Here is a 25,015-nt window from a genome sequence, read left to right as displayed (position 1 = left end):
ACTATTAATTTTTGGCTTAGGTTCAATGCTTTAAAATAATGTGATGAAATATCATTTTGTATCAAAAAAAAGCAAAATTATCGTCTAAGTAGATTCTATTATTTTTCTCTAAAATTCGTCTATTTTTCTAATTTTTAACCAAAAAACGCCTATTTTTTGATGAATTTTCAAAAACGAGCTAAAATTTAGTTTTTATTTTTCCCTAAAATTTCGGAAATTAATAATGAACTTACTTTTTTCTACTTTATGAGCCTTACACAACCAACCAATACAAACGAAAATGCTGTTGTTCTTGACGAATTAGATTTCGCTATTTTAGGTCAATTACAAGAAGACGGACGCCGTTCATTTACGGACATGGCCGAAAACTTAAAAACCTCTGCCAGTACCATCCGAAGCAGAGCAAGTAAACTCATTGAAGATAAAACCATCCAAATTGTTGGACGTGTAAATACTGCAAGAGTAGGATTTCATGCTTATGTGCATATTAAAATTTCTGTTCGTCCAGCCAACCTTATTGAGTCGGTGGCTGCTCAGCTTCAAGAATTTAGGGAAGTAAGTTTTTTAGCAGTTACCTCTGGAGATTTCGATATTCAGGTAGATGTGATGTGTAGAGACAATAATCACTTATTGGAAGTAATTAATCAACGTATTCCGAATATTGAAGGAGTGTATCAAACTAAAACGGATATGTATATCAAAATCCTAAAGTATTCACAGCCGGATTTAGGTTTATTGAACAAACCCAAATAAAAAACTCATGACAATAAAAATGCTTTCCAGTATTCTGAAAAGCATTTTTATTGATTTTATCCTTTGTAAAAAACCCATTTACTAATTTCTTTCCAAGAAGGCTTTTTCCCATACATCAAAATTCCTACTCGATATACTTTTCCTGCAAACCAAGTTGTTCCTAAAAAGCCAAAGACCAATAGTACAAAAGATAAGGCGATTTCCCAGTTTGGTACTCCAAAAGGTAATCTTACCATCATATCAATTGGTGAAGTCAGAGGAAAAATTGATGCCCAAAAAGCAATCGGACTATCGGGTTTTTGAATAATTACTTGTGCTAAAATAAACGATAAGATAATCGGAATCGTGACGGGAAACATGAATTGTTGTGCTTCCGATGAATTTTCAACAGCTGAGCCTATCGCCGCAAAAAGTGAACTGTACAATAAGTATCCTCCGATATAAAATAAAAAGAAACAGATAATGATTTTTGCAAGCGAAATATTTTCAATTGTTTGAGAAATACTAGAAAGCGGATTTGTATCTTTTACTGAGTCTTGATACTTCTTGATTTCGTCTGAGCCTGCTCCAGATTTTTTTAAGGTTTCCACTTTTTCCTGAATTTTACCCGACATAATCGCAGTTGTGGCTGTTGAAGCACCAAAAGTAAGTACGCCCCACAATAAAAACTGAGTAAGACCAACCAAACCAACTCCTACAATTTTGCCCATCATTAATTGAAAAGGACGCACCGAAGAAATCATTACTTCAATAATTCTATTACTTTTTTCTTCAATTACGCCATTCATTACTTGTGAACCATACAAGAATGCTGAAATGTACAATATCATTCCAAAAATACCTGCCAAAATCATTGCACCAGTCGAACTGCTGCTTTGTTCGCCACCATCTTCATCCAAAGTATAGGTTTTTGCATTTACATTTACCTTGTTTTCTTCCAGTACTTTTAAATCAATATTGGCTCTTTGTAATTTTATGTTACGTAATTCATTCTGGATTTTTCCTTGAATACTAAATTGAACTGATAAGCCAATGCTCTTTTTACCAACCATTTTTACACCATTAGGATTATCAAGAATATCTTTGGGAATATTCACAACAATGTCGGCATTGCTTTTATATAAGTTTTTCTTGGCTTGGTCAAAGGTAGTTTCAATGAATTTAAAAGTAATATCTTCTTCAGATTGCAATTTGCCTTTGAATAATTTACTTTCATCGACAACCTCAATCGTTTTGGTATCGTTTGAATTTAAAAATAAGTAAAGTGGAATAGCATAAACTGCGGCAATAAGAATTGGCACTAAAAGCGAAGCAATCCAAAAAGATTTTTTTCTTACTCTGGTGGTATATTCTCGCTGTATAATCAGTAAAATCTTATTCATCGTTTTGGGGATTTAAAAGGGAGTATAAAATTGGTTTAGGATTATTTCAAAGAATATCGTTAGCTTCGCCACCAACCACTTTGATAAAAATTTCATTAAATGAAGGAATATTTTCATTGAAAGAAATTAGTGTTACTTGTTCAAGCAAAACAGTAATCATTTGATTTACAGATACTCCTTCAACAAGTTTGATATGAGATTGGGTAATGCCATCATCCAAAGGCTTACTATCTAACACTTCAAAAAACAAAGGATTTTCATTGAGCGTACCAATAAATTCAATGGTATAAGAATTATCTCTGAAACGATTTTTCACTTCTTTTTTAGCTCCGTGAAGTACCACTTTCGATTTATTAATCAATGCAATGTGGTCGCATAATTCTTCAACGGACTCCATTCTGTGTGTAGAAAAAATAATGGTTGTTCCTCTTTCTTTTAATTCTAGGATTTCATCTTTCAATAAATTGGCATTGATGGGGTCGAAACCAGAGAAAGGTTCATCAAGAATAATCAATTTAGGTTCATGAACGATGGTTGCGATAAATTGTGTTTTTTGTTGCATTCCTTTTGAAAGGTCTTCAACATTTTTATTCCACCAATCTTTTATATCGAATTTTATAAACCAATGTTTTAGTTTTTCAGTGGCTTCGGCTTTACTCATTCCTTTTAATTGAGCAAGATAAAGTAGCTGTTCGCCCACTTTCATTTTTTTGTACAAACCACGTTCTTCGGGTAAATAACCGATTACCTCAATATGTTTGGGTTGTAATTTTTCGCCAAGAAGAATGATTTCACCTTCGTCGGGAGCAGTAATTTGATTAATAATTCGAATCAAAGAGGTTTTACCTGCTCCGTTTGGTCCTAGCAAACCAAAAATTGAACCTGCGGGTACTTCAATACTTACTTCGTCTAAGGCAGTGTGTCCTGCATAGCGTTTTACCACATGGTGGGCTTCTAAAATATTCGACATCAACGGTGTGGGTTTAGTTTGTTTTTAGTTTTGGAATGAGTCGCAGAAAGTCTAACAGAATTACAACGACGGTACAAAACAAAAAGAGTTTATCAAAAACTAATATCATTTTTGATAAACTCTCTCATTTGTTTGATAGTCGGCAATATTAAGCTCCTGCTTCTTCGCTAGCCTCAGTACTTGTTACTTCATCTGAAGCTTCAGCTGCTTTTTTCTTTGAAGACTTTTCTTTCTTTTCAACAACTACTTCATCTTCAGTAACAATAGCGATTTTAGCTGCTAATTCTGCTTTCGCTGCTGCTTTTGCTTTTTCTTTTTCAACTTTCTCTGCTTTTTCTTTCGCTTTCTTTGCTTCTTTTTTAGCTTCTTTCTCTTTTTCCTCAGTCTCTTCTTTCTGAAGTTTAGCGTACTTCTTTACAATTTCTTTAGCAGTTTCATCAACAGCCTTCACTAATTTTTTAGCACTTTTTGCATTTAACCCGTGGAGTTTTCCTAAAATAAGGGCTGAGATTTCGTTGGTAAGAGTCTTATTGTTTGATTTCATGATCAATATTAATTTAATATTAAATTATTATTATTTAATTGAAACGAAGGTATCAATAAGCTTGAAAGCAAAAAAGTTTTTTGTGTTAAGTTTTCGAATAACTGATATTAATTATTTTTTGCCGTTAAATATTTGCTTACAAAATCCCAGCAAATTACTCCTGTAGTTACCGAAATGTTCAAAGAATGCTTTGTGCCAAACTGTGGTACTTCTAAACAAAAATCTGCTTGTTCAACCACTTGCTGGCTCACACCAAAAACTTCGTTGCCAAATACAAAAGCATATTTTTTATCAAGTTCAGGTTCAAAACCTAATAAAGATACACTATTTTCAACTTGTTCTACTGCTGCTACAGTATAACCTTCAGCTTGTAATGTTTTGACTAATGCCAAAACATCTTCAACGTGTTCCCAAGTTACAGTTTCATCGGCTCCTAAAGCTGTTTTTTGAATTTCTCTGTGCGGAGGGGTTGCCGTAATTCCACCCAGAAATACTTTATCTACTTTAAAAGCATCTGCGGTTCTGAATACAGAACCAACATTATTCATACTTCTAATATCATCCAAAATTAAAACATAAGGAAATTTTTCTACCTGTTGAAACTCCTCCGCTGAAAGGCGGTTAAGATCATCCATTGACAATTTGCGCATTTTTAATTATAATTTTATGGTTATCGGATTACTCTCAATTCATCCGAAATGAGTGATTGCCATTTTTGTTGTCCTACAAAATTAATACTATGATTACTTTCTGCATCATATTCTTTTTGTAAACGATTCAATTCTCGATACATTTCAATAAATAAAAGTTGTAATTCGCTATCGTAATCATCAATAGTCAACATTTTTGAAGCTTTCTTTTTGTATCGTTCTGCAATCACTTTGGTAATATCAAAATGTAATTGTTCATGAGCAAGATGTTCTTCTGAAAGTGATAGCGAAGTCCAAGATGCACTTTTGAGCATATAAGCTTTTAATTGTAAATCAATATTTAAAACACCGTTTTTAAGATTCGTCAGTGCATTATATTCAAAATTGGTAAAAACTTGTGCAGCATATTTAGTACTCAAAGGTTTACTACCTTCAAAATCTTTCCATGAAAGTTTATACTTGTTTGACCAAAAAACGGTATCGCCACTTATGGGTTTGTCAATCCCGTAATCAGGTTTAATATTCAATTGAACAGCTTTTATTAACAATGGATTTTTATCAAAATTGACAGTCATCCATTGGTCAAAATAAAGAATTGATTTATCTAATAATCTTCCAATCAAATACTGATAACGGTCAGTTACATTAAAACTACGGGTAAAAGTAATTTTTGTTTGAAAGGGTGTTAAATCTATTAATGTGGAATCTCGCATGAAACCAAACTCTACTTTAATTTCGCTAGAACCATTCACAATTTTTGAGTTAACTATTTTTTCAACAACTTTCAGCTCTTTTATTTTAAGTACAATTGGGTAAGAAGCGTTATCTTTCTTAGAAAATCTCGTCAAAAATTCATTACTAGCTTTTACTGTTCCATTTAATAATTTCAAATAAACATCTTCTTTTTCTTCATTGTAAACAGTTCCAATTCTACGTTTATCAGGTCGCTCGTCGATAATTTTCAATAAGTAAAAATTATTGTTATTTAATTTAATAGCCGTATTTCCTAAATAAATGATTTTCTCTTGCGCATAAGTAGAAGTTTGCAACATTAACAGAAAAAAAATACAATTTAACACAAGAATTGGCTTGATTTTTTTATACTTTTTCATATCTTAGTAATAAATTATCTAAATTACAAAATGTTAACTATGTCAAATTCAACACAACATTCAGAAGAAAATGAACTTTCAACTGCTCAATTGATTGTTCTGTTTATTGTTTTTGCTACTTTACTTATTTGGCTTGGAGATACCTTCACGGCGACTGTAGGTATTATTGGCGAAGTAATCGTTTTTATTGTAGAATATAATAAAAAGCATAAACTCATTGACCCTTAATCATTTTTTTAACAAAAAAGAGGTTGTTGAAAACACAGAATAATAATTTGTTTTGCAACAACCTCTACTTTAAAAACTAAGTCATAAAATTGACAACGCTTTTGCCTCTGCTGTTGAAATAATTATTTCAGAATCAACCACGAAATTCTCTTTCTTTACTTTTCCTAAAAAGCTTGATTTCACATCAGTCTCTGTAATAATTGCTTCAAAAATATTATGTTTTTCAGGAGCGATTGATACTAAAAAACGGCTTTGTGTTTCCCCAAACAAAAAAGCATCCTTACGAAAAGCAGAATTTGTTTTAATACTAAAACCTAAACCACGTGGCATTGCCGACTCCGCCAATGCAACAAACAAACCACCCTTTGATAAACGATGAGCAGATTGAATCGCTTTATTTGAAACCAATTTAGTTATTACATCCAGAACTTCTTTTTCTTCGTCTAAATCAAAAGCTGATGATGGTGATGATTCTATTCCTCTGTAAGAATATAAGTATGCTGAAGAAGCAATGTCATTTGTAGAATTGCCTACCAAGTAAATCAAATCGCCATCATTTTTGAAATCAATCGTCATTATGCTGTCTTCACTTTCTATTTGATTTGAAGCTTGTTTATTGAAACACGTTCTTAAAAGATGTTTTACTACTAATATAAGTTCATCATCATTTACATCTTCCACAGCATCAATACTGAAATACTTTGTTTCTTTCATTTCCTCAACTGATTGGCTTACCAGTGTTTGACGAGACTCTTGTTGTTCCACTTTTAGTGTCTTTTAATGTTTATAAAAATATCTTATTGTACCTCGGAAAGCGTAATGGTTTATTTTGTTAAAGGTAAATATATTTCTGACAACGAATAAACAAAAATCGCTTCCTTTTCAGAAAGCGATTGCAATATTTTTATTTTGTGTTTTTTACTTCAAAATACCTAAAAGTTTTGCGAGTTGTACTAGAGCGGTGGTATCTCGTGCATCTAGTTTTCGAATCATATTTTTACGATGGTTATCAACCGTGTTCGAGCTAATAAATAGTTTTTCAGCAATTTGTTTAGAATCGTAACCTTTCAAAAGCATTTTAAGTACATCAATTTCTCTGTCTGAAAAAATATCTTGTTTCTTCATTTGCATTTCGCTCGAAGAAAACGTGGTTACAAAATCGCTATTTCTAAAACTTGTTCTTCCCAAATAATTATCCAACTTCTTTACTAAATGTTCAATATCTTGATTAATCAAAAAACATAAAGTTGGCAATCCTTCTTCATCAAATTCTAGTCCGATTAATTGCACCATCGAATGAAATGATTTTTTACTCGGTCTTAAATACTGAATACCATATCCATAAGCTACAAAATTCTCACGAACTTCACGAGGAGCTTCTTTAATAGAATTGTACATAAATTTCAGTAATTCAGGAATAGCCGAAACATTTTCCATTTTAGGAACCATCATACTCAGCACCATCGGTACTCCCTTCTCCAAAAAAGCATCTGGATGGATTCCCAACGCTAATTCAGTATTTGCTACAAATTTGTAGGTAAGCGTTCGCATATCCAGAATTTGATATACTGCATTGGGCAAAGTAGAGCTAAGACTAAAATATCCTAGTTCTTGTAAATATTTTTCAACCGTTTTTTCTGAAGCACTTCCTGCTACAAGACTCACTGCATCTAAACATTTACGAAACAATTGTTCAATAGAATTATTTGATAACGATTCCATAGTATTTGTAGAATTTACAAGGTTTTAGCAAATACATTTAAAATGAGTATTTTATACTAAAAAAAATCAAAGAAATGTGTAAAATAGACACTTTGGCTATTTAATGAAACTTTAAGATTGCATAACTTTGCATAAAAAATAGGTCTTGAAGTAATTTAATAAATAAAAACTGTCATTAGTCAATGTCAGCTACTTTTATTTACTGTAAAGAATCGTTTCAAAAATGCTTGACCACAACTTTAACTTGATCCATTAGTAAAAATAATCTGACTGCGCAGTACTTCCGCCAGTGTATTTGTTGTCATTAAGTAGATTATTTTTCAAAAAGTCGAAGCTAACCCTTCGGCTTTTTTGTTTTAAAAAGCTTCTAATTGAGCAATATTTTCACTAAATCTTCCTGTGTATCAATATCATAAATACCTTCTGGAAAATCAATACTCATAATTTCATCTCCGTGCTTTTTTAATAGAACTTTTGCCCCAACATCACCATTTAATTTCATTAGTTCTGAAAAATATTTTTTATCAAATAAAATAGGTACGCCTAGTTGATTCGCATACTTGCAGGCAATTATCGAATATTTTGCTTCTGCAAAAGCTTGCACCATTTCTTGCAAAAGTAAGTAGTTGACAAAAGGTTGGTCGCATAATAGTATCAAAGTAGCATCCGAAGTATCAAAAAGCTGTTTTACTCCAAAACTGATGGAGCTTCCAATTCCTTCATTCCAGTCAGTATGGACCATTATTTTTAATTTTTGCTGATTTTCTTGGACTAACTCTGTCAACTTTGGTTGTATGATATTTTCATTAGCACCCAAAACAACCAGTACATTATCAGTAATTGATAATGCTAATTGAGCAATTTTACTTACAAGTATTTCCCCTCTGTATTCAACAAGTTGTTTAGGACTTCCCAAGCGACTAGAACTGCCCGCAGCAAGGATTAAGGATGATATTTTCATACATTTTATAAAGAATTTTTAACAGCTACACCCACCATGCTATCGGCTGTACCATAATATAAAAACCATTTTTTCTTGAAATAGACCAAACCTTCTATAAAAGTTGTACCAGCTTTGTATTGTCCACGCATTTCGTGAGGTAAATCTGGCTTAATAAAACATTCATCCAATCTATTAATAATTTTTGTTGGGTCGTTTACATCAAAAAGCACCTGTCCACCAGAGTAAGTTTCAGCAGGAAGATGTTGGTCTCTAGTTTCTTCTTTAGCATTTTTACCATTGTACAATAACAAAACTCCTTTTGATGTCAATAAAGCTGGCGGACCCGGTTCCGTTAAATCACTATCAAATTTTCCAGTTCTAATGTTCATTACATATTTTAGTTCACCGTTTTCTTCAACTAATGGATTCCAATTAATTAAATCATCCGAAGTAGCAATATTTACTCCTTTTTCACCCCAATACATCCAGTACTTTCCTTTGATTTTGGCAGCTACAATTTTACCATTCACCATTTTAGTAATTATTGAACCTGATTTAGACCAAATATTCAAGAATTTTCCAGAATGTGCTTTGGCAAAAGCTGGTCCATGTTTTTTCCAATGAATCAAATCTTTTGAACTGGCAATACACAATCTAGCTACATCACGATTCCAAGCCGTGTAAGCTACTACATAAGTACCGTCGGCACGTTCAACAATTCGTGGGTCTTCACAACCACCAGGATTATCAAATTTAGCAAACTCATCTTTTGAAGGGTACAAAACAGGATTTTTTCTTCTTGTGAAATGTATGCCATCATTACTCACAGCCAAACCAATTCTGGAAGTACGAAAACCAATATTTGTTCCAGGAGTATCTTCTGCCCGAAATAAAACATAAACTTTCCCGTTTCTAACGATAGCCGCAGGATTAAAAACATCGGCTTTCTGCCATTTTACTGGAATATCTTTCATCGGGCAAGCAAATTCATAACTAGAATCTGCACTTAGAATAGGATTTTCCTTAGGTTTTGAAAAATCAGTTAAAGCCCAATTTGTATTTTGAGCTATAGTTATATTTCCGAGTAAACAGAAAAGGACGAGTAATTTTAATTTCATAATTATATTGTGATGATTGTTTTTGATAAAGCTATCTAAAATTAAACAATTTAACTACTGGCTAATCCGTATTAACGTTAATAATAATTTCTCATTAAACTTTGTCTTATTTTGCTGAAACAAATCAAGCAGTTTATCTTGCAAAGCATTTCCCAAAATCATTTAACATTATCTTTCTTTATGAAAAAGCTATTCATTATTTATATTCTATTGCTAAGTATTCAGAGTATTCGTGCACAGGTTTTTACAGGAACTCAGGAAATTGAAAGGGCTACAAAAGAAGGATTATATACAACAGTAGCAATTGAAGATAAGTACATCAAACCTATTTTGCAAAATGAACTAGCCAAATATGGTAGTGTAGAAGTAGGCAGAAGTAATGTTTTCAGAATTACAGGTGCAAGAATTTCAAGTATTTCATCAGACCCATTGATGGTTGTAAGTAAGATTAGTTCAGACAAAGGGAAAAATAAAATATTTCTTTCAATTGGTTTTGGTGATGAAGTTTATGTCAATAGCTCACATCCAAAATATTTGGCAGCAGAAAGAATACTTAATGATATTGTTGACCAGCTTAAACGACAAGGAGAAGTTAGGATGGAAGAAAAAAATTTGGATGACATTAAAACCAAACAAATCAAAGCTGTCACTGTAGCTGACCGCCTGACAAGAGCACTGGAAAATAATAAAAGAGAAAAAGACAGGCTTTTACTAAAAATAGAAGAAAATAGAATCGAACTTGAGCGCCTGCAAATGGAAGTAGAACAAAATAAAAAAGACCAACTACTAATGAACGAAGGATTGATTAATCAGCAAAAAAAAGTAGAAGAAGCAAAAATCAGGTCTAAGAAACAATAATCATTTAAACTAAGGTGAATCCTTTGGGTAAAAGCTCAAAGGATTTTTTTGTTTTAAAACTCGCCATCAAAAATATCCATTCATAAAGTCAAAAGTACCGTCTATTCATTTTCAGGTTGATAATCTTGAAGCTCGTGATAAATTTCACCCATCAAACGAAAAGAATTATTTAAAAGTATCATTTAAACCTATTTTTTTCAAAACTCTAAACAAGAAAACTAAACAAGCAACAACCATGAACGATTCACTTTATCGCATACCTTCAAAAGGACAATTAGGAGGTGTAGCAGCTGGATTATCAGAACGCTTCGGCATTGATGTTTCCATTATTCGAGTACTTTTATTTTTAGGTTTAGTGTTTACTCATGGTATTTTTTTCTGGATGTATATTATCTTGTGGATAGCATTGCCGGTAAAACATCAATGGGAAACAACGGCCACGCCAGATAACGCAACTTTCAACTCAACATTTACTAACATGAAAAAAGATTCAAGCAAAGTTTGGGGAATTATTTTAATAGTTTTAGGTACAATCTTCTTATTAGATGAATGGATTCCTGATTTCGACTTTGGTAAATTCTGGCCTCTTATTTTAATCGGTGTGGGTGGTTATATCATCTTTAAAGAAAAAGATAAGATTGACTTCAATAACGACAAAAATAACTTCTAAATCGACACGTTGAAATCCGTTATCAAATACAATACTAATTTTGATAGCGGATTTTAACCTTAAAGCTTTTTAACAATGAATTCTAAAAATATATTTACTGGAGGTTTTTTAATCTTAATTGGTTTTCTATTTCTTGGAAAAGAATTTGGCTGGTTTAATATCGATTGGCATGAAATTTCAAGGCTTTGGCCACTTTTATTAATCTATTTGGGGCTAGTTGCTTTTATTGGTAAAAGTAGTCGCTCGGCAACAGTTATAACAATCATTCTACTTTGTGTTGCTATTCCGATTGTCATTGTAAGAAGTTGTAAAGAAAAAGTAGAAACAGCATTCAATGACCATGACATTCATATTGATATGGATGACGATGACAATGATAATAACCATGATGATGAAGATTATCATTTCAAAGGAACCAAACAAAAGCTTGTAGAGTCCATGAATCCACTCGTGAAGAATGCTAAATTTGAGTTTTCAGGCGGTGCGGCTGAATTCATCATCAATGGCACTTCAAATGATTTAGTTGAAGCGGATGCTGATTTAGATTTCGGCAATATTTCACTTAAAAAAACAGGAGATTCAAGCAACCCTAATATTCATTTTGCCTTAAAAGGAAAGAAGAATAATATTCACTTTGGTGACGATAATCACAATAAAATCAATTTGAAACTTAATCCTAATGTAATTTGGGATATGAATTTTGAATTTGGTGCCGGTAAAGCAGATTTTGATTTAAGTGAGTACAAAATCAATAAACTATCAATTAAGACAGGCGTAACCGAAACAGACGTTAAATTAGGCGATAAAGTAGATAACCTAGATGTTCAAGTTGAATCAGGCTTAACTTCAATCGAATTTAATATTCCAGAATCAGTAGGCTGTAGAATTGATGTTGATGGCGGACTAAACTCCAAAGATTTTGATGGTTTTATTCAAAAAAATGGACATTGGGAAACTCCAAATTTTGAAAAATCTACCAAGAAAATTAACATCAGTTTTGATGGAGGTTTACAAGAATTAAAAGTAAAAAGATATTAAAATTATAGCTCAGTTTGATAAGTAGTTTTCGTCAAACTGGGCTATTTTTACTTTGGCAAAGCTCAATCAACACAGCATTAGTTTCTTTAGGATGTAAAAAGCAAACCAACTTATTATCTGCACCATCTTTTGGCACTTCATTTAAAAGGGTAAAACCCTCATTCTTTAGTCTATCCATTTCTTCATAAATATTGCCTACTTCAAAAGCAATATGATGAATCCCCTCTCCTTTCTTCTCGATAAACTTTGCAATCGGGCTATCAGCATGAGTACCCTCTAGCAATTCTATTTTCGTTAGTCCAACTTGAAAGAAAGAAGTAATAACACCTTCTGAAAGTACTTCTTCTTGCTTAAAAGGCACTACACCCAAAAGTTTCGTAAATAAATCATTAGAAATATTCAAATCTTTTACGGCAATACCAATGTGCTCAACTTGTTTCATCTTTATATTTAATTTTTAAAACCTAAATTAGCTAAAAAAGAAAAACCCCAACCTATAGGCCGGGGTTTTAAATGACTATCTATCTAAAAAAAATTAGATTCTCTTCACATTCACAGCATTTAAGCCACGCTTTCCTTCTTGTACGTCGAAAGAAACAGAGTCATTTTCACGAATCGTTGTTCCAGATAATCCTGTTACGTGTACAAAGATTTCTTCATTAGACTCGTCATCAACGATAAATCCAAAACCTTTAGATTCGTTGAAAAATTTAACTTTACCAGTTTGCATAAAAATTGATATAAAAAAATTAAAAAAAAAATAAAAATACTATCGGTTTGTTCTGATTATACTGCTATCAATATATGCAAAACTTATATGTTTAAATCTCGTAAAAGAATAAGATTTGTCAAGCTAACTCGGCTTTCGCCTTTTACTTCTTAACTTAAATGGTTTAAAAGTAATTAATAACCTTAAATAGAATTAGAATTTAATTCCAAACAACATAGCAATCAGGTCTAAAATAAGTTCTGCTACATTTGTAATGAAACCAAAACTTTAAATAATTCACAAAATACTTGTACTGAATTTCACTTTAGATTCATATTACTGAACCCCATTAAAACAATACTTACACTAACTACAATTTCTTAACATTTGCGGCGTTAAGACCTCTTTTACCTTCAACAATATCGAATGATACTTTGTCATCTTGGCGTAAATGTGTTCCGCCTAATGCTGTAACGTGAACGAAGATTTCTTGTCCACTTTCACTGTCAACGATAAAGCCAAAGCCTTTGCTTTCATTAAAAAATTTAACTGTTCCTGTTTGCATGACGTAAAAAAGAATGGTTGATAATGAGACAAAAGTTACCAAAAAACATTAATGTTTTTGATAAATTAATAGCCCTAAAAGTCTAAGATTGATATTCGAAGCATGTGATAATCAAGGAGAATGTGAATCTAAGGGAACCAACGGACTCTTGAAAACTAATTACTTTGTACTAAAAACTTGTCACTCTTTTTACTATTAATATCCAAATGTAAGTATAATTTTGTGTATTCCTATTTTTATATGAATATTTTTTAAAAAAAATAAACAAAAATATAACTATATTTATAAACACTTACACCATTTCAATACAAATTAGTATTAATATAATACATGCTCTGAAAATACGTTTTAGATTACTCTCTTTTTTTGATAAACCAGCAAAACAATGTAACTTTAATACAGTTTTTATACTGTAACCAATTAAAATTCAGAATTTTGCCCTAAAGCCATGCCAAACACATTAAGATTAAAATACTTTGTTGAACACCACGTTTTTGGTGTTTGTACAAAAATTGGTGAGAAATTAGGAATTTCTACCAGTAGTATTCGTCTGTATTTTGTTTATGTTTCATTTATTACTGTTGGCTCTCCTATTATCATTTATTTAGTATTGGCATTTTGGATGAATATCCGCCGTTATTTACGCCAATACAAAAGTCCCTCAGTTTGGGAATTATAAAATTACTTCTGTAATTTATTGTAAGTTTGTACATCATCTACGAAATGTTGCCAAACAACATTTCTTCTGTAAACAGTTGATATAACGTCTTTTCGTTGAATTTGTTTCCTTTTTTTATACCAGCTTAGGAAATGAGCATAAAAATCAAAATGTGCTCTGGCTACTGCCCAACAATCCTCCCAACTATCAAATAGAAGGAATTTAATTCCAGCCACTCCATCCAAAATTAATCTTGTAAAAATTGCTAGGGAAAAACCTTTGTCAGGATGATTTTTATACAACATGGCTAATCCATTTCTGAAATTCAAAAAAGTCTTATAAGGATTTGATTTATGCAAGGTTCCACCACCTACATGATATACTTCAGAACTTCCACAAGCATAAACTTTATAGCCAGCATGGTGGATTCGCCAACAAAGGTCAATCTCTTCCATGTGTGCAAAGAAATCGCCATCAAAACCTCCTACTTGATGAAATACTTCTGCTCTAACAAACATACAAGCACCAGTTGCCCAAAAAACTTCATGGTTATCGTCATACTGTTTTAAATCTTGTTCAATTTCTTGAAAGATTCTTCCACGACAAAAAGGATAACCGAGATGGTCGATAAATCCACCAGCCGCACCAGCATATTCAAAATGGCTTTTCTGATGAAATGCTTTTATTTTAGGTTGGCAGGCAGCAATTGTTTTATCATTATTCATCAATTCAATCACTGGCTCAATCCAATTAGGAGTTACCTCCACATCAGAATTCAGCAACACGTAATATTCAGCTTCGACGAATTCAAGTGCTTCGTTATATCCTTGGGCAAAACCGTGATTTTCTTTGAGCTCAATAATCTTAACGGAAGGGAATCCTGTTTTTAATAATTCCAGAGAACAATCGGTAGAAGCATTATCAGCAACATAAATAGTTGCATCAGAAGAGTATTGTATAACAGAGGGTAAAAAATCAGCTAAATGTTTTTGACCATTATAATTTAAAATGACTACTGCGATTTGATTCATAAAGGAATTTTAGCTATTTTAGGAAAAAGTGTATCATTAAATTGATGGTAATACTACTTCTTTCTTCAAGCTGATAACAGACTGGATTCATGAGATTTGAACATATTTCAATAATTATCGAAATATTAAAATGACTTATTGACAAAGATAATTTGATTTTTTGAAATACTAATCTATCTTAATTATTTATGGCTTTATCAATTTACTTGTTTAGATTTAAGGATATTTTCAATGACAAATACTTAACTTCAAACTAAATGTCAGACAATTCTATTTTCAGACGCAAATCAATTAATAACGTTTTACAACAAAGTGAAGACTCCCACGGTGGGGGTTTAGTGAAGATTCTTGGTGTTCGAGACCTTACTTCATTTGGGATTGCAGCCATTATTGGCGCAGGGATTTTTAGTACAATTGGTAGAGCAAGTTTTGAGGGCGGTCCAGCCGTTTCATTACTTTTCGTATTCGTTTCTATTGCTTGTATTTTCACAGCACTTTGTTATGCTCAATTTGCTTCAATGGTTCCAGTTTCTGGAAGTGCTTATACTTATGCTTATGTGTCTTTTGGTGAAATTTTCGCTTGGATTATTGGCTGGGCACTGATTCTTGAATATGCCGTTTCCAATATGGTAGTGGCTATTTCTTGGTCGGAGTACTTCGTTGGAATGTTACATGGTTTTGGCATTAACTTTCCCGATTATTTAACTATTGATTATGGGACAGCACATAAAGCATTTTTAGAAACCCAAGCTGGCGCTTCTAAATTTACTGACAGCACTTTATTCGCTGCCAAAGCTTATGAACACGCTCCTGTGTTAGGAAGCGTAAAATTACTTATTGACCTTCCTGCTGGAGTAATTACGATGCTTGTCACTTCTTTGGTATATGTTGGAATGAAAGAATCGAGAAGTGCGAGTAATTTCCTGGTTGTGCTAAAATTAGTGGTAATATTGATGGTAATTTCTGTGGGAGCTTTTTATGTTAAACCAGAAAATTGGTCACCATTTGCACCCAACGGAGCGCAAGGAGTGTTAGGAGGAGTTGCTTCAGTTTTCTTTGCTTTTATTGGTTTTGACTCTATCTCAACAACTGCGGAAGAATGTAAAAACCCACAAAGAGATTTACCAAGAGCGATGATTTATTGCTTAGTAATTTGTGCGGTACTTTATGTTTGTATCACTTTGGTATTGACAGGAATGGTAAACTATACTGAACTAAAAGTAGATGACCCATTGGCTTATGTTTTTCAGAAAATCAATTTCGATTTCATGGCTGGAATTATCTCGGTTTCTGCAGTAGTAGCCATTACAAGTGCTTTGTTAGTCTATCAGATGGGACAACCAAGAATCTGGATGGCAATGAGTAGAGATGGTTTACTTTGGAAACGTTTTTCAAAAATTCACCCAAAATTCAAAACCCCTAGTTTTGCAACGATTGTTACGGGTTTTGTAGTAGCAGTTCCTTCTCTTTTCTTAGATATGGGATTTTTCGTTGACTTAACAAGTGTTGGAACATTCTTTGCCTTTATTTTGGTTTGTGGTGGTGTTTTGTATTTAGATTATCAAGGTTTATCGAAAGATGCTAAATTTAAAATTCCTTATTTAAATGGGCAGTTTATTGTGGGTCCATTATTACTTGTTGCAATTAGTTTCGTCATTTATAACAATACTTTTTTCTCGGAACTTGAAGCCAAACCTCTTTTAGCAGTTTTCTGGTTAGTTTGGGGAATTTTATCAGTACTGGCTTATCAACATAAGTTTTCAATTCTTCCAGTTTTAGGTATTTTGACTAATCTTTACTTAATGACAGAATTGGGTGTAACTAACTGGACAATATTCTTAATTTGGCTCGCTATCGGTTTGGTAATCTATTTTATGTACGGTTACAAAAACAGTAAACTTGCTAAGTAATTTCGATAACCATAAATATAACAAAAGGCTTTCAGAACATTCTGAAAGCCTTTTGTTATGATACTCAATTTCAAAAATTAATCATTACTTCGTCTTCCTGAAAGTAAAGACATGTAATATAACAATTGTGCTAACATACCTAAAGCTGCGGCTACATAAGTCATCGCTGCCCACCATAAAGCGTCTTTTGCCATTTCATGTTCTGGTGGCGTTACTACATTACGCTGGCTCATCCAAGCCAATGCTCTTCTTGAAGCATCAAATTCTACTGGTAAAGTAATAAAACTGAAAAGTGTCGCCAAGGCAAACATTGCCACACCAATTGTCAATACCAATTTATTGCCTGTAGAATACAAAAGCATCATACCAATCATTAAAGCAATTGGCATAAAATTATTAGCAATACTTAATACTGGCACCATTGCACTACGAAATTGTAACATCGAATAAGCAGTAGCATGTTGCACAGCATGTCCGCATTCGTGTGCTGCTACAGCAGCAGCAGAGGCACTTCTTCCATAATATACATCTGGGCTTAAATTAACTGTTTTATCAGCTGGATTATAATGGTCTGTTAATTGTCCTTCAACAGAAATGATTCTCACATCAAAAATTCCATTATCTCTCAACATTTTGTCTGCAATTTCTCTTCCAGAAAGCCCATTCGCCAAACCAATTTCTGAATACTCTTGAAATTTACTTTTCAATCTCCATTGCACGAACATCCCGATTCCTGCAAAAACTAAAGTAATTAAATATATGCCTATCATAGCTATTAAATTTGTTTAATTTTCTCAATTAACGAAGTGGTTGAATAACCTTTTACCAAAGGAATTGTTTTTACTTCTCCACCTTTACCCATAACAAAATCAGCCCCAACAATAGTTTCAACTACGTAATCATCTCCTTTTACCAAAATATCTGGTTGAATTTCCTGAATTACTTCAAGCGGAGTTGGCTCGTCAAAAAGAATTACTGCATCTATAAATTCAAAAGCTGCCATCATTCTTGAACGAGCGTACTCATTCACAACTGGGCGAGTCTCTCCTTTCAATCTTTTTACGGAAGCATCGGTATTCAATCCTAAAATCAATTTGTCTCCTAAATTTCTAGCTTTTTCTAAATAATCAATGTGTCCTAGATGAACGATGTCAAAACAACCATTGGTAAAAACTATTTTCTTGCCTTCTTTTTGCCAGTCCTCAGCTCGCTTAATGGCTTCTTCAAGACTAACAATTTTATTTTCAGTCATTTGTTTTCGGTTTAATAAATAAAGTAATCAAAAAACTTACCGCTCCTAAAGCCAACAACGTAATCATCTGAGAACCGTGTATAAATGTTGCTAAGATAATTCCGTCCTTTTGTGGTAAACCATAAAGTACCAAGGCATTTCCTACCAAAAAATGGAAAGGACCGATTCCGCCTTGCGTTGGAGCCGCCATGCCAAAAGAACCCATTGTTAATACAGTAAGCCCTGCCAATAAACCTAAATGAGCAGTTTCTGGAATCGCAAAGAAAAGTACATAAGCCGAAAGCCAGTACATCACCCAAATTAGGATTGAAAAGAAGATAAAGGCAAATGGTTTTTCAAGATGTTTTACACTCATCAAACCATCCAACAATCCATTCAGAAAGCCTACTATTTTGCTCAAAATGGGTACTTCTGATAATTTTTCTTGGTACTTCCTGAAAAGATAAATACTTAAAACCCCAGCAATCGAAAGGAAAATCAAAAGACCAACAATCAGATATACTTTAGAAGCAAACTGTTCCATAAAGAAATGTTGAAGCTTATCATATTCTAAAATTAAGTTCAGCATTAATACAATCAATAAGGATACTACATCAAAAATTCTTTCCGTTAGTACTGTTCCAAATGATTTTTCGAAAGGAATATTATCTGTCTTTTTCAAGCTTCCGCAGCGAGAAACCTCTCCCATTCTTGGAATGATATAATTGGCAAAATATCCAATAAAAATTGCTAAAGTAGTATTGAAAGTAGAAGGTTGGTAGCCAAGTGGTTTCATCAAAATCCGCCATCTTGCCGCTCGACTAACGTGCGCTGTAATTGATAAAATTGCTGAAAGCATTAACCATTTATAATCCGCTTTCTTGAATTCATCAAGCATTTCAGACAAACTAATGTCTTTAAAAACAAACCAAAGTAAGCCTCCCGCTAAAACAAGCGATATGGTGTATTGAAGGATTTTTTTCATAATAGATTCAAAAAAAGGAATTGAGTATTGCTAAGAATCGTATTTTCTATCATCCTAACAATACTCAATTTGAACTACAAAGACACAATGTACTAATTTACCAATCTGTTATTATCGTCTGGAAAAACCAAACTTGGTTTGTAAGTACGAGCCTCCTCTTCAGTCATCATTGCATAAGCAATAATGATAACAATATCGCCTATTTGAGCTCTTCGTGCAGCTGCACCATTTAAACAAACCATTCCAGAACCACGCTCACCTTTTATAACATAAGTTTCAAAACGCTCGCCATTGTTATTGTTTACAATCTGTACTTTTTCATTTTCAATCAAATTGGCGGCATCCATTAAATCCTCGTCAATCGTGACACTTCCGACATAATTCAACTCCGCTTGAGTAATTTTTACCCTGTGGAGTTTTGATTTCATTATATGAAGAAACATAATAATTTTTTAATAAACGTGAATATCAAACAGTTTTACAACACCATTTGAAAATTATGTTGCAAAGATAGATTATTTTTAAGCTTATATAATAACTGGGCTTTTCAAATAATTATGTTATCAATCAAACGGGTTTTGCCCATGAAAGCTGCAATACACAAAGCAGTTTTACCAACTGAAAGTTCCTCAATTGGTAATAATGTATCAAAATCAGAAATTTCAAAATACTCTAATTCAATATCTTCAATCACCTCAAAATACTCCTTGACAAATTGTTTTACTGCCGTTGATGATTGATGTTTAAGTAATTCGGAGGCGGCAGTTAATGATTTATAGATTTCTGGAGCAATTACTCTTTGTTCTTCACTGAGGTTTCTATTTCTTGAAGACATCGCCAATCCATCTTTTTCTCGTTGAGTTGGACAAATCACTAAATCCAAAGAAAAACTTAAATCTTTCACCAAACAATTAATGACTGCGCATTGCTGTAAATCTTTTTGTCCGAAATAAGCTTTATTGGGTTGAACAATGTTAAATAATTTTGATACCACGATTCCTACACCATTAAAATGTCCCGGTCTAAATTTCCCTTCCATAACATTTTCTAATGTACCGAAATCAAACTTTAAAGTTGGTAAACTTGGGTACATTTCAGCGGCACTTGGTGCGAATACAATATCGCAATTAGCTTCTTCAAGCATTTGGCAGTCGGCTTCTAAAGTACGAGGATAAACCGCTAAATCGTGTGGATTATTAAACTGAGTAGGATTTACAAAAATGCTACAAACAACAATATCATTCTGATTTTTAGCGGTTTCAATCAAAGATAAATGTCCTTGGTGGAGTGCTCCCATGGTGGGTACAAAACCTACTGATTTACCTAATTTACGTTGATTTTGTAAATATTTCTGTAAAGTCTTTATCTCAAAAAATACTTGCATGATGTTCTATTCTTTAATTTCTTGAAGGTTGAATGAGTAAAATATGAATGGTATTTATATAACTCTGCAAGTGTTATTATTCGTTCCAAACAGATTCACGTTCAATTTTTTGTGGAATTTCCGTATTTTTTTTATATTTTTGCATAATTTTTATGTGAATCCTTCTTGCTTTGATTGTCTGTTTTAGTTGTTTAACACTTTTTAACAGCATCAAGGCTCCTAACAACGACAACAATGTCTAAATTGCGTATCCTTTACGTTGCCAGTGAAGTTGACCCTTTTCTCTCTACGACTCAAGTAGCTAATTTTGTTAGAAAACTCCCTGCTGCTATGCAGGAAAAAGGGTTTGAAATAAGAATCTTAGTACCTCGTTTTGGGTTAATCAATGAACGTAAAAACCGACTTCATGAAGTAGTAAGGTTATCTGGGTTTACGGTACCAGTTGGTGACGACGATAAGCCAGTAACAATTAAAGTAGCCTCTTTGCCATCAGCAAAATTACAGGTATATTTTATTGATAACGAAGACTATTTTCAAAGAAAGTACGTTTTTACAGACAAAGAAGATAGATTTTATGCCGATAACGACGAGCGTGCAATATTTTTCTGTAAAGGTGCGCTGGAAACTGTAAAGAAATTGGGATGGTCTCCTGATATTGTACATTGTAACGACTGGATGACAGCTTTAATACCTTTGTATTTAAAGACGACTTACAGAAACGATCCAATGTTTAAAGATTCTAAAACAGTATTTTCTGTTTTCAACAATGACTTTGCTCACAAATTTGCCTTTGAAGGACTGTACGACAAAGTAAAAATGTTAAATGTTGAAGATGATATGCTTGGTAGCTTAGAATCAGCAGATTATCAAGGTTTTGTTAAGATTGGCGTAGAATATGCCGACGTCGTAATTACGATGGAAGAAGAAGTATCTGAGAAATTTAACACTATTTTTAATGAATTACCCGCAAAAAAATTGGAATACGTTCCAGAAGAGAGTATTGACAGTTACTACAATATTTACACGGAGTTGGCAAGTGCGTAAAGCATTCATTTTTGGTGTTTTCTTTTCTTTTTTCGCAATTTTATCGGCTTGTGAAGACCCTAAAGAAATAGGTTCTGACGTGTTTGTACAAGACATTGGCTTACTCTATACTGATACGCTAAGTGTTGATGCTTCTACCGTTTTATTAGACTCTATCGCAACATATACTACTAGCAATCTTTTGGTGGGTCGTTTTACTGATCCAGTTTTTGGAGATGTAAACGCTGTAAGTTACTTTCAAATTTCAAACCTTACTGCAGATACTATCCGTTCGAATGTTGATACTGCTGGTAGAAGTAATGTAAAATGGATAACTTACCCAAGTAAAAATGACTCTATCCGTTTGATTTTACCTTATAGCTTTGTTCAAGGCGATACGCTTCAAAATCAATCGTTCAAATTATATCAATTAGCATCCACTGCAAGTCTTGACCCCACAGTTGTTTATTATAACAATAGCGCTGCTCCTGCTTTGAATCCTACTCCGATTGGACAATTGAACAATGTAAAAATTCGCCCAATCCGTGATAAAAGAGTAATTTCTGGAACAGCTGGTAAATTTGATTCATTAAGAATTCCAATTACGGAACCATCTTTTGTGAAGTTTTTAGAAAGTCAAAGAGACATTGCTAAAAGTGAAGCACTTGTTGGAACGGGTTTCAAAGGAGTAGTAAAAGGTTTAGCATTAGTTTCTGAAAGTAATAAAAATGCAGCTGTTGTCGGTTTTTCTGCTGGTGGTATTCAAATGCAATTATATTATCATTATAAATATACTTATACTGTTAGAAATACTGCTAATACGGCTGATAGTTTAATTACAGTAGATACTACAAAATCTAACAATTTCTATGTAGCTATTACCAATGCAGATGGTACAAACTTTAATGCTAGATTTAATAAAATTACAGCAGCACGTACTGGAGCATTAAGTAAATTGACTAAACCTGCTGATGTTTTAACAAGTAGCGAAGCGAATAACCAAGTTTTTCTTCAGTCTGGTACAGGTATTGCGATGAAAGTTAAATTCCCTAATTTGTTGAAATTAAAAGAACGTAACGACATTGCCATTAATAAAGCTGAATTAGTACTTGAACCAAAATCAAATACTGCTGGCTATACACTACCTAGCGATTTAATCTTAGTTGAAGCTACTCCAGCGAATCAACCATTAAGAACGACAACGACTGGTGAAGGTAATTTTGTTTTTGTAACAGGTGAAGGAACTACTTCTTCTTATGCAAGTCGAACTAATTTATTTACTTTTAACATAACAAGTTCTTTACAAAATATCATTGCAGGTAGAGGCAAAAATAATGGTTGGATTATTACACCAACGTTATTTACGACTAACTCTACAACTGGTACAAGAGGACCAGCACTTGGAAAAAGTGTACTAAATCCTGATATTACTCGTGCAATTTTCGACCATAGTAATATTAAACTTAAAGTCTATTATACTTACGTTGCAAGATAATATGTAATTTCTCGAAATAATTCTGGAGCGGAGAACCATAATATGGATTCTCCGCTCTATTTTTGTGGCAATATATTACTGACTATTTCTTCTATGATTTGATTATTAATTTAAATCATCTATTTAAAAGAAATAGTGCTAACCAAATAAACTATAAATATATGTGTGGCATTGTGGCTTATATTGGGCATCGTGAAGCCTATCCTTTAATTATCAAAGGATTAAAACGTTTAGAATACCGTGGATATGATAGTTCAGGTATTGCTTTGTTGAACGATGGACTAAACATTTATAAAAAGAAAGGAAAGGTTGTTGACCTAGAAGCGACTCTTATAAACGAAAATCTAACAAGTACTATAGGCATTGGTCACACTCGTTGGGCTACGCATGGCGAACCCAATGATGTAAATGCTCATCCACATTATTCAGCTTCTCAAAATTTAGCCATCATCCATAATGGTATCATAGAAAACTATTCTTCTATCAAGAAAAACCTACTAAAAAAAGGGCATGTTTTTTATTCTGATACAGATTCCGAAGTATTCATTCATTTCATTGAAGATATACAAGTAAATACTGGTTGTTTACTGGAAGAAGCCGTTCGTTTGGCGATGAAAGAAGTAGTGGGTGCTTATGCCATTGTTATTATGGATGCCACTAATCCTTCACAATTAATTGCAGCTCGTAAAGGTTCTCCATTAGTAATTGGTGTTGGCGATAATGAATTCTTTTTTGCTTCTGATGCTACGCCAATCATAGAATATACAAATGAAGTAATCTATTTAAATGATTATGAATTAGCGGTAGTTCGTGATGGAGCATTAACGGTAAAAAACGTTGACAATATTCTTCAATCGCCTTATATACAAACGGTAGAATTAGAACTTGAAGCGATAGAAAAAGGAGGCTACGAACACTTTATGCTTAAAGAAATCTATGAGCAACCTCGTTCTGTAGCAGATTGTATGCGTGGCCGTGTAAATGCTGATAGCGGACTTTTAGTATTAGGTGGCTTACGTGATTATGTTGATAAATTAGCAAAAACAAAACGTATCGTCATTGTAGCTTGTGGTACTTCATGGCATGCTGGTTTGGTGGCTGAATATATTTTTGAAGAACTTGCCCGAATTAACGTAGAAGTAGAATACGCTTCTGAATTCCGTTATCGTAATCCTATCATCAAAGAAGGCGATTTTGTAATTGCCATTTCGCAATCTGGTGAAACGGCAGATACTTTAGCGGCTATCGAATTGGCAAAATCAAAAGGAGCAACAATTATTGGAGTTTGTAATGTTGTTGGTTCATCAATTCCTAGAGCTACTCACGCAGGAGCTTACACACATGCTGGTCCAGAAATTGGTGTGGCTTCAACCAAAGCATTTACTGCACAAGTAACAGTATTGGCAATGATGGCAATTGCAGTTGCTCGCAAAAAAGGAACTTTGCATGAAGATACTTTCAGAAGATTGTTATTTGAATTAGAAAGAATTCCTTCTAAAATTGAAACTGTTCTGAAAACTGACGAAAAGATTAAAGAGATTGCAGCAAAATTCAAAGACTCAAGAAACTTCATTTATTTAGGTCGTGGATACAATTTCCCTGTAGCTTTAGAAGGTGCGCTTAAATTGAAAGAAATTTCATACATCCATGCAGAAGGCTATCCAGCGGCAGAAATGAAACACGGACCAATCGCCTTAATCGACGAAGAAATGCCTGTAGTTTTTATTGCTACCAAAGATAGTTCTTATGAAAAAGTAGTGTCAAATATTCAGGAAGTAAAAGCTAGAAAAGGAAAAGTAATTGCTATCGTAACCGAAGGCGATAAATTGATTCCAACAATGGCTGATTATACGATTGAAATTCCTGCAATGCACGAGGCTCTGATTCCATTAGTAGCAACGATTCCATTGCAATTACTTTCATATCATATTGCCGTATTGAGAGGTTGCAATGTTGACCAACCTAGAAACCTGGCTAAGTCAGTTACTGTAGAGTAATTTTAGGAGACTTTAAGATATAAGAAGCAAGAATTTTAT

At 33.2% G+C, this 25,015-nt stretch carries 28 protein-coding genes; 10 read left to right on the top strand and 18 right to left on the bottom strand.

The window, feature by feature from the left end; translation table 11 throughout:
* Window positions 1-246 precede the first annotated feature (246 nt).
* The gene (locus VB798_RS16155; protein ID WP_323260156.1) at window positions 247-753 is read left to right on the top strand and encodes an Lrp/AsnC family transcriptional regulator; all 507 of its coding nucleotides are present in this window, start codon (window positions 247-249) and stop codon (window positions 751-753) included.
* A 56-nt stretch (window positions 754-809) separates the two neighbouring features.
* On the opposite strand, the gene VB798_RS16150 is transcribed toward VB798_RS16155, so the two are convergent.
* The 5 genes from VB798_RS16150 to VB798_RS16130 form a co-directional block, all read right to left on the bottom strand.
* A complete protein-coding gene (locus VB798_RS16150) occupies window positions 810-2,135 on the bottom strand; it encodes an ABC transporter permease (protein ID WP_323260154.1) in 1,326 nt (441 codons plus the stop codon).
* A gap of 46 nt (window positions 2,136-2,181) precedes the next feature.
* On the bottom strand, window positions 2,182-3,105 hold the full coding sequence (locus VB798_RS16145; RefSeq protein ID WP_323260152.1) for an ABC transporter ATP-binding protein: 924 nt from the start codon (window positions 3,103-3,105) through the stop codon (window positions 2,182-2,184).
* Between the two features lie 148 nt (window positions 3,106-3,253).
* Window positions 3,254-3,649: a hypothetical protein gene (locus VB798_RS16140; protein ID WP_323260150.1), complete on the bottom strand. Its 396-nt coding sequence runs from the start codon at window positions 3,647-3,649 to the stop codon at window positions 3,254-3,256.
* 107 nt (window positions 3,650-3,756) lie between these two features.
* The gene (locus VB798_RS16135) at window positions 3,757-4,299 is read right to left on the bottom strand and encodes an RNA methyltransferase (protein ID WP_323260148.1); all 543 of its coding nucleotides are present in this window, start codon (window positions 4,297-4,299) and stop codon (window positions 3,757-3,759) included.
* Between the two features lie 20 nt (window positions 4,300-4,319).
* Window positions 4,320-5,411 carry a hypothetical protein gene (locus VB798_RS16130; RefSeq protein ID WP_323260146.1) on the bottom strand — a complete coding sequence of 364 codons (1,092 nt, stop codon included), beginning with the start codon at window positions 5,409-5,411 and terminating at the stop codon, window positions 4,320-4,322.
* A gap of 39 nt (window positions 5,412-5,450) precedes the next feature.
* On the opposite strand from VB798_RS16130, the gene VB798_RS16125 reads away from it, so the two are divergent.
* The gene (locus VB798_RS16125) at window positions 5,451-5,639 is read left to right on the top strand and encodes a hypothetical protein (protein ID WP_323260144.1); all 189 of its coding nucleotides are present in this window, start codon (window positions 5,451-5,453) and stop codon (window positions 5,637-5,639) included.
* 81 nt (window positions 5,640-5,720) lie between these two features.
* On the opposite strand, the gene VB798_RS16120 is transcribed toward VB798_RS16125, so the two are convergent.
* The 4 genes from VB798_RS16120 to VB798_RS16105 form a co-directional block, all read right to left on the bottom strand.
* Window positions 5,721-6,404, bottom strand: coding sequence for an AIR synthase-related protein (locus VB798_RS16120; RefSeq protein WP_323260142.1), 684 nt, complete (start codon window positions 6,402-6,404; stop codon window positions 5,721-5,723).
* Window positions 6,405-6,557: 153 nt separating this feature from the next.
* Window positions 6,558-7,361, bottom strand: coding sequence for a response regulator transcription factor (locus VB798_RS16115; protein WP_323260140.1), 804 nt, complete (start codon window positions 7,359-7,361; stop codon window positions 6,558-6,560).
* 367 nt (window positions 7,362-7,728) lie between these two features.
* A complete protein-coding gene (locus VB798_RS16110) occupies window positions 7,729-8,322 on the bottom strand; it encodes a nucleotidyltransferase family protein (protein ID WP_323260138.1) in 594 nt (197 codons plus the stop codon).
* Window positions 8,323-8,327: 5 nt separating this feature from the next.
* Window positions 8,328-9,422, bottom strand: coding sequence for a glycoside hydrolase family 130 protein (locus tag VB798_RS16105; RefSeq protein ID WP_323260137.1), 1,095 nt, complete (start codon window positions 9,420-9,422; stop codon window positions 8,328-8,330).
* Window positions 9,423-9,602: 180 nt separating this feature from the next.
* On the opposite strand from VB798_RS16105, the gene VB798_RS16100 reads away from it, so the two are divergent.
* The 3 genes from VB798_RS16100 to VB798_RS16090 all read left to right on the top strand — a co-directional run bounded on the left by VB798_RS16100 (window position 9,603) and on the right by VB798_RS16090 (window position 11,988).
* Window positions 9,603-10,280 carry a hypothetical protein gene (locus VB798_RS16100; protein WP_323260135.1) on the top strand — a complete coding sequence of 226 codons (678 nt, stop codon included), beginning with the start codon at window positions 9,603-9,605 and terminating at the stop codon, window positions 10,278-10,280.
* Window positions 10,281-10,515: 235 nt separating this feature from the next.
* Window positions 10,516-10,950 (top strand): PspC domain-containing protein, encoded by a 435-nt coding sequence (locus VB798_RS16095; RefSeq protein ID WP_323260133.1) that lies wholly within the window; start codon window positions 10,516-10,518, stop codon window positions 10,948-10,950.
* A 75-nt stretch (window positions 10,951-11,025) separates the two neighbouring features.
* Window positions 11,026-11,988: a LiaI-LiaF-like domain-containing protein gene (locus VB798_RS16090; protein ID WP_323260131.1), complete on the top strand. Its 963-nt coding sequence runs from the start codon at window positions 11,026-11,028 to the stop codon at window positions 11,986-11,988.
* Between the two features lie 31 nt (window positions 11,989-12,019).
* Here VB798_RS16090 and mce read toward each other — a convergent pair whose 3' ends face one another.
* The 3 genes from mce to VB798_RS16075 form a co-directional block, all read right to left on the bottom strand.
* Window positions 12,020-12,430 carry a methylmalonyl-CoA epimerase gene (gene mce, locus VB798_RS16085; protein ID WP_323260129.1) on the bottom strand — a complete coding sequence of 137 codons (411 nt, stop codon included), beginning with the start codon at window positions 12,428-12,430 and terminating at the stop codon, window positions 12,020-12,022.
* A gap of 93 nt (window positions 12,431-12,523) precedes the next feature.
* Window positions 12,524-12,718, bottom strand: coding sequence for a cold-shock protein (locus VB798_RS16080; RefSeq protein ID WP_184132988.1), 195 nt, complete (start codon window positions 12,716-12,718; stop codon window positions 12,524-12,526).
* 349 nt (window positions 12,719-13,067) lie between these two features.
* Window positions 13,068-13,262 (bottom strand): cold-shock protein, encoded by a 195-nt coding sequence (locus VB798_RS16075; protein WP_184132985.1) that lies wholly within the window; start codon window positions 13,260-13,262, stop codon window positions 13,068-13,070.
* Between the two features lie 448 nt (window positions 13,263-13,710).
* On the opposite strand from VB798_RS16075, the gene VB798_RS16070 reads away from it, so the two are divergent.
* A complete protein-coding gene (locus tag VB798_RS16070; protein ID WP_184132982.1) occupies window positions 13,711-13,941 on the top strand; it encodes a PspC domain-containing protein in 231 nt (76 codons plus the stop codon).
* A gap of 2 nt (window positions 13,942-13,943) precedes the next feature.
* Here VB798_RS16070 and VB798_RS16065 read toward each other — a convergent pair whose 3' ends face one another.
* The gene (locus VB798_RS16065) at window positions 13,944-14,951 is read right to left on the bottom strand and encodes a glycosyltransferase family 2 protein (RefSeq protein WP_323260126.1); all 1,008 of its coding nucleotides are present in this window, start codon (window positions 14,949-14,951) and stop codon (window positions 13,944-13,946) included.
* Window positions 14,952-15,208: 257 nt separating this feature from the next.
* On the opposite strand from VB798_RS16065, the gene VB798_RS16060 reads away from it, so the two are divergent.
* Window positions 15,209-16,861: an APC family permease gene (locus tag VB798_RS16060; protein WP_323260124.1), complete on the top strand. Its 1,653-nt coding sequence runs from the start codon at window positions 15,209-15,211 to the stop codon at window positions 16,859-16,861.
* A gap of 77 nt (window positions 16,862-16,938) precedes the next feature.
* Here VB798_RS16060 and VB798_RS16055 read toward each other — a convergent pair whose 3' ends face one another.
* The 5 genes from VB798_RS16055 to panC form a co-directional block, all read right to left on the bottom strand.
* Window positions 16,939-17,631 (bottom strand): zinc metallopeptidase, encoded by a 693-nt coding sequence (locus VB798_RS16055; protein WP_323260122.1) that lies wholly within the window; start codon window positions 17,629-17,631, stop codon window positions 16,939-16,941.
* 5 nt (window positions 17,632-17,636) lie between these two features.
* Window positions 17,637-18,113: a D-glycero-beta-D-manno-heptose 1-phosphate adenylyltransferase gene (gene rfaE2, locus VB798_RS16050; protein WP_323260120.1), complete on the bottom strand. Its 477-nt coding sequence runs from the start codon at window positions 18,111-18,113 to the stop codon at window positions 17,637-17,639.
* The gene (locus VB798_RS16045; RefSeq protein WP_323260118.1) at window positions 18,106-19,077 is read right to left on the bottom strand and encodes a lysylphosphatidylglycerol synthase transmembrane domain-containing protein; all 972 of its coding nucleotides are present in this window, start codon (window positions 19,075-19,077) and stop codon (window positions 18,106-18,108) included. Before VB798_RS16045 ends, rfaE2 begins: the two co-directional genes overlap by 8 nt.
* A 92-nt stretch (window positions 19,078-19,169) precedes the next feature.
* Window positions 19,170-19,520, bottom strand: coding sequence for an aspartate 1-decarboxylase (gene panD, locus VB798_RS16040; protein ID WP_323260116.1), 351 nt, complete (start codon window positions 19,518-19,520; stop codon window positions 19,170-19,172).
* A gap of 104 nt (window positions 19,521-19,624) precedes the next feature.
* Window positions 19,625-20,461, bottom strand: a complete 837-nt coding sequence (gene panC, locus VB798_RS16035) for a pantoate--beta-alanine ligase (RefSeq protein WP_323260114.1) — start codon at window positions 20,459-20,461, stop codon at window positions 19,625-19,627.
* 234 nt (window positions 20,462-20,695) lie between these two features.
* Between panC and VB798_RS16030 the strand changes: the two genes are divergently transcribed.
* The 3 genes from VB798_RS16030 (at window position 20,696) to glmS (ending at window position 24,976) form a co-directional block, all read left to right on the top strand.
* Window positions 20,696-21,505, top strand: coding sequence for a glycogen/starch synthase (locus tag VB798_RS16030; RefSeq protein WP_309919185.1), 810 nt, complete (start codon window positions 20,696-20,698; stop codon window positions 21,503-21,505).
* Window positions 21,498-22,979 (top strand): DUF4270 family protein, encoded by a 1,482-nt coding sequence (locus tag VB798_RS16025; protein ID WP_323260111.1) that lies wholly within the window; start codon window positions 21,498-21,500, stop codon window positions 22,977-22,979. The genes VB798_RS16030 and VB798_RS16025 overlap by 8 nt, the downstream gene beginning before the upstream one ends.
* A 161-nt stretch (window positions 22,980-23,140) precedes the next feature.
* Window positions 23,141-24,976 (top strand): glutamine--fructose-6-phosphate transaminase (isomerizing), encoded by a 1,836-nt coding sequence (gene glmS / locus VB798_RS16020; protein ID WP_323260109.1) that lies wholly within the window; start codon window positions 23,141-23,143, stop codon window positions 24,974-24,976.
* The last annotated feature ends 39 nt before the right edge of the window (window positions 24,977-25,015 follow it).

Origin of the sequence: Arcicella lustrica, assembly GCF_034930985.1 — a bacterium.
GTDB lineage: Bacteria > Bacteroidota > Bacteroidia > Cytophagales > Spirosomataceae > Arcicella > Arcicella lustrica.
This window is presented reverse-complemented; position numbering and strand designations above follow the sequence as displayed.

Bases quoted from the DNA above. Each gene is read 5' to 3' on its own strand.
- VB798_RS16055 (WP_323260122.1), bottom strand. From the start codon at position 17,631: ATGATAGGCATATATTTAATTACTTTAGTTTTTGCAGGAATCGGGATG.
- VB798_RS16060 (WP_323260124.1), top strand. From the start codon at position 15,209: ATGTCAGACAATTCTATTTTCAGACGCAAATCAATTAATAACGTTTTA.
- rfaE2 (WP_323260120.1), bottom strand. From the start codon at position 18,113: ATGACTGAAAATAAAATTGTTAGTCTTGAAGAAGCCATTAAGCGAGCT.
- mce (WP_323260129.1), bottom strand. From the start codon at position 12,430: ATGAAACAAGTTGAGCACATTGGTATTGCCGTAAAAGATTTGAATATT.
- VB798_RS16095 (WP_323260133.1), top strand. From the start codon at position 10,516: ATGAACGATTCACTTTATCGCATACCTTCAAAAGGACAATTAGGAGGT.
- VB798_RS16100 (WP_323260135.1), top strand. From the start codon at position 9,603: ATGAAAAAGCTATTCATTATTTATATTCTATTGCTAAGTATTCAGAGT.
- VB798_RS16140 (WP_323260150.1), bottom strand. From the start codon at position 3,649: ATGAAATCAAACAATAAGACTCTTACCAACGAAATCTCAGCCCTTATT.
- VB798_RS16155 (WP_323260156.1), top strand. From the start codon at position 247: ATGAGCCTTACACAACCAACCAATACAAACGAAAATGCTGTTGTTCTT.
- glmS (WP_323260109.1), top strand. From the start codon at position 23,141: ATGTGTGGCATTGTGGCTTATATTGGGCATCGTGAAGCCTATCCTTTA.
- VB798_RS16080 (WP_184132988.1), bottom strand. From the start codon at position 12,718: ATGCAAACTGGTAAAGTTAAATTTTTCAACGAATCTAAAGGTTTTGGA.
- VB798_RS16135 (WP_323260148.1), bottom strand. From the start codon at position 4,299: ATGCGCAAATTGTCAATGGATGATCTTAACCGCCTTTCAGCGGAGGAG.
- VB798_RS16030 (WP_309919185.1), top strand. From the start codon at position 20,696: ATGTCTAAATTGCGTATCCTTTACGTTGCCAGTGAAGTTGACCCTTTT.
- VB798_RS16090 (WP_323260131.1), top strand. From the start codon at position 11,026: ATGAATTCTAAAAATATATTTACTGGAGGTTTTTTAATCTTAATTGGT.
- VB798_RS16125 (WP_323260144.1), top strand. From the start codon at position 5,451: ATGTCAAATTCAACACAACATTCAGAAGAAAATGAACTTTCAACTGCT.
- VB798_RS16145 (WP_323260152.1), bottom strand. From the start codon at position 3,105: ATGTCGAATATTTTAGAAGCCCACCATGTGGTAAAACGCTATGCAGGA.
- VB798_RS16105 (WP_323260137.1), bottom strand. From the start codon at position 9,422: ATGAAATTAAAATTACTCGTCCTTTTCTGTTTACTCGGAAATATAACT.
- VB798_RS16130 (WP_323260146.1), bottom strand. From the start codon at position 5,411: ATGAAAAAGTATAAAAAAATCAAGCCAATTCTTGTGTTAAATTGTATT.
- VB798_RS16045 (WP_323260118.1), bottom strand. From the start codon at position 19,077: ATGAAAAAAATCCTTCAATACACCATATCGCTTGTTTTAGCGGGAGGC.
- VB798_RS16110 (WP_323260138.1), bottom strand. From the start codon at position 8,322: ATGAAAATATCATCCTTAATCCTTGCTGCGGGCAGTTCTAGTCGCTTG.
- panC (WP_323260114.1), bottom strand. From the start codon at position 20,461: ATGCAAGTATTTTTTGAGATAAAGACTTTACAGAAATATTTACAAAAT.
- VB798_RS16070 (WP_184132982.1), top strand. From the start codon at position 13,711: ATGCCAAACACATTAAGATTAAAATACTTTGTTGAACACCACGTTTTT.
- VB798_RS16150 (WP_323260154.1), bottom strand. From the start codon at position 2,135: ATGAATAAGATTTTACTGATTATACAGCGAGAATATACCACCAGAGTA.
- panD (WP_323260116.1), bottom strand. From the start codon at position 19,520: ATGTTTCTTCATATAATGAAATCAAAACTCCACAGGGTAAAAATTACT.
- VB798_RS16075 (WP_184132985.1), bottom strand. From the start codon at position 13,262: ATGCAAACAGGAACAGTTAAATTTTTTAATGAAAGCAAAGGCTTTGGC.
- VB798_RS16115 (WP_323260140.1), bottom strand. From the start codon at position 7,361: ATGGAATCGTTATCAAATAATTCTATTGAACAATTGTTTCGTAAATGT.
- VB798_RS16065 (WP_323260126.1), bottom strand. From the start codon at position 14,951: ATGAATCAAATCGCAGTAGTCATTTTAAATTATAATGGTCAAAAACAT.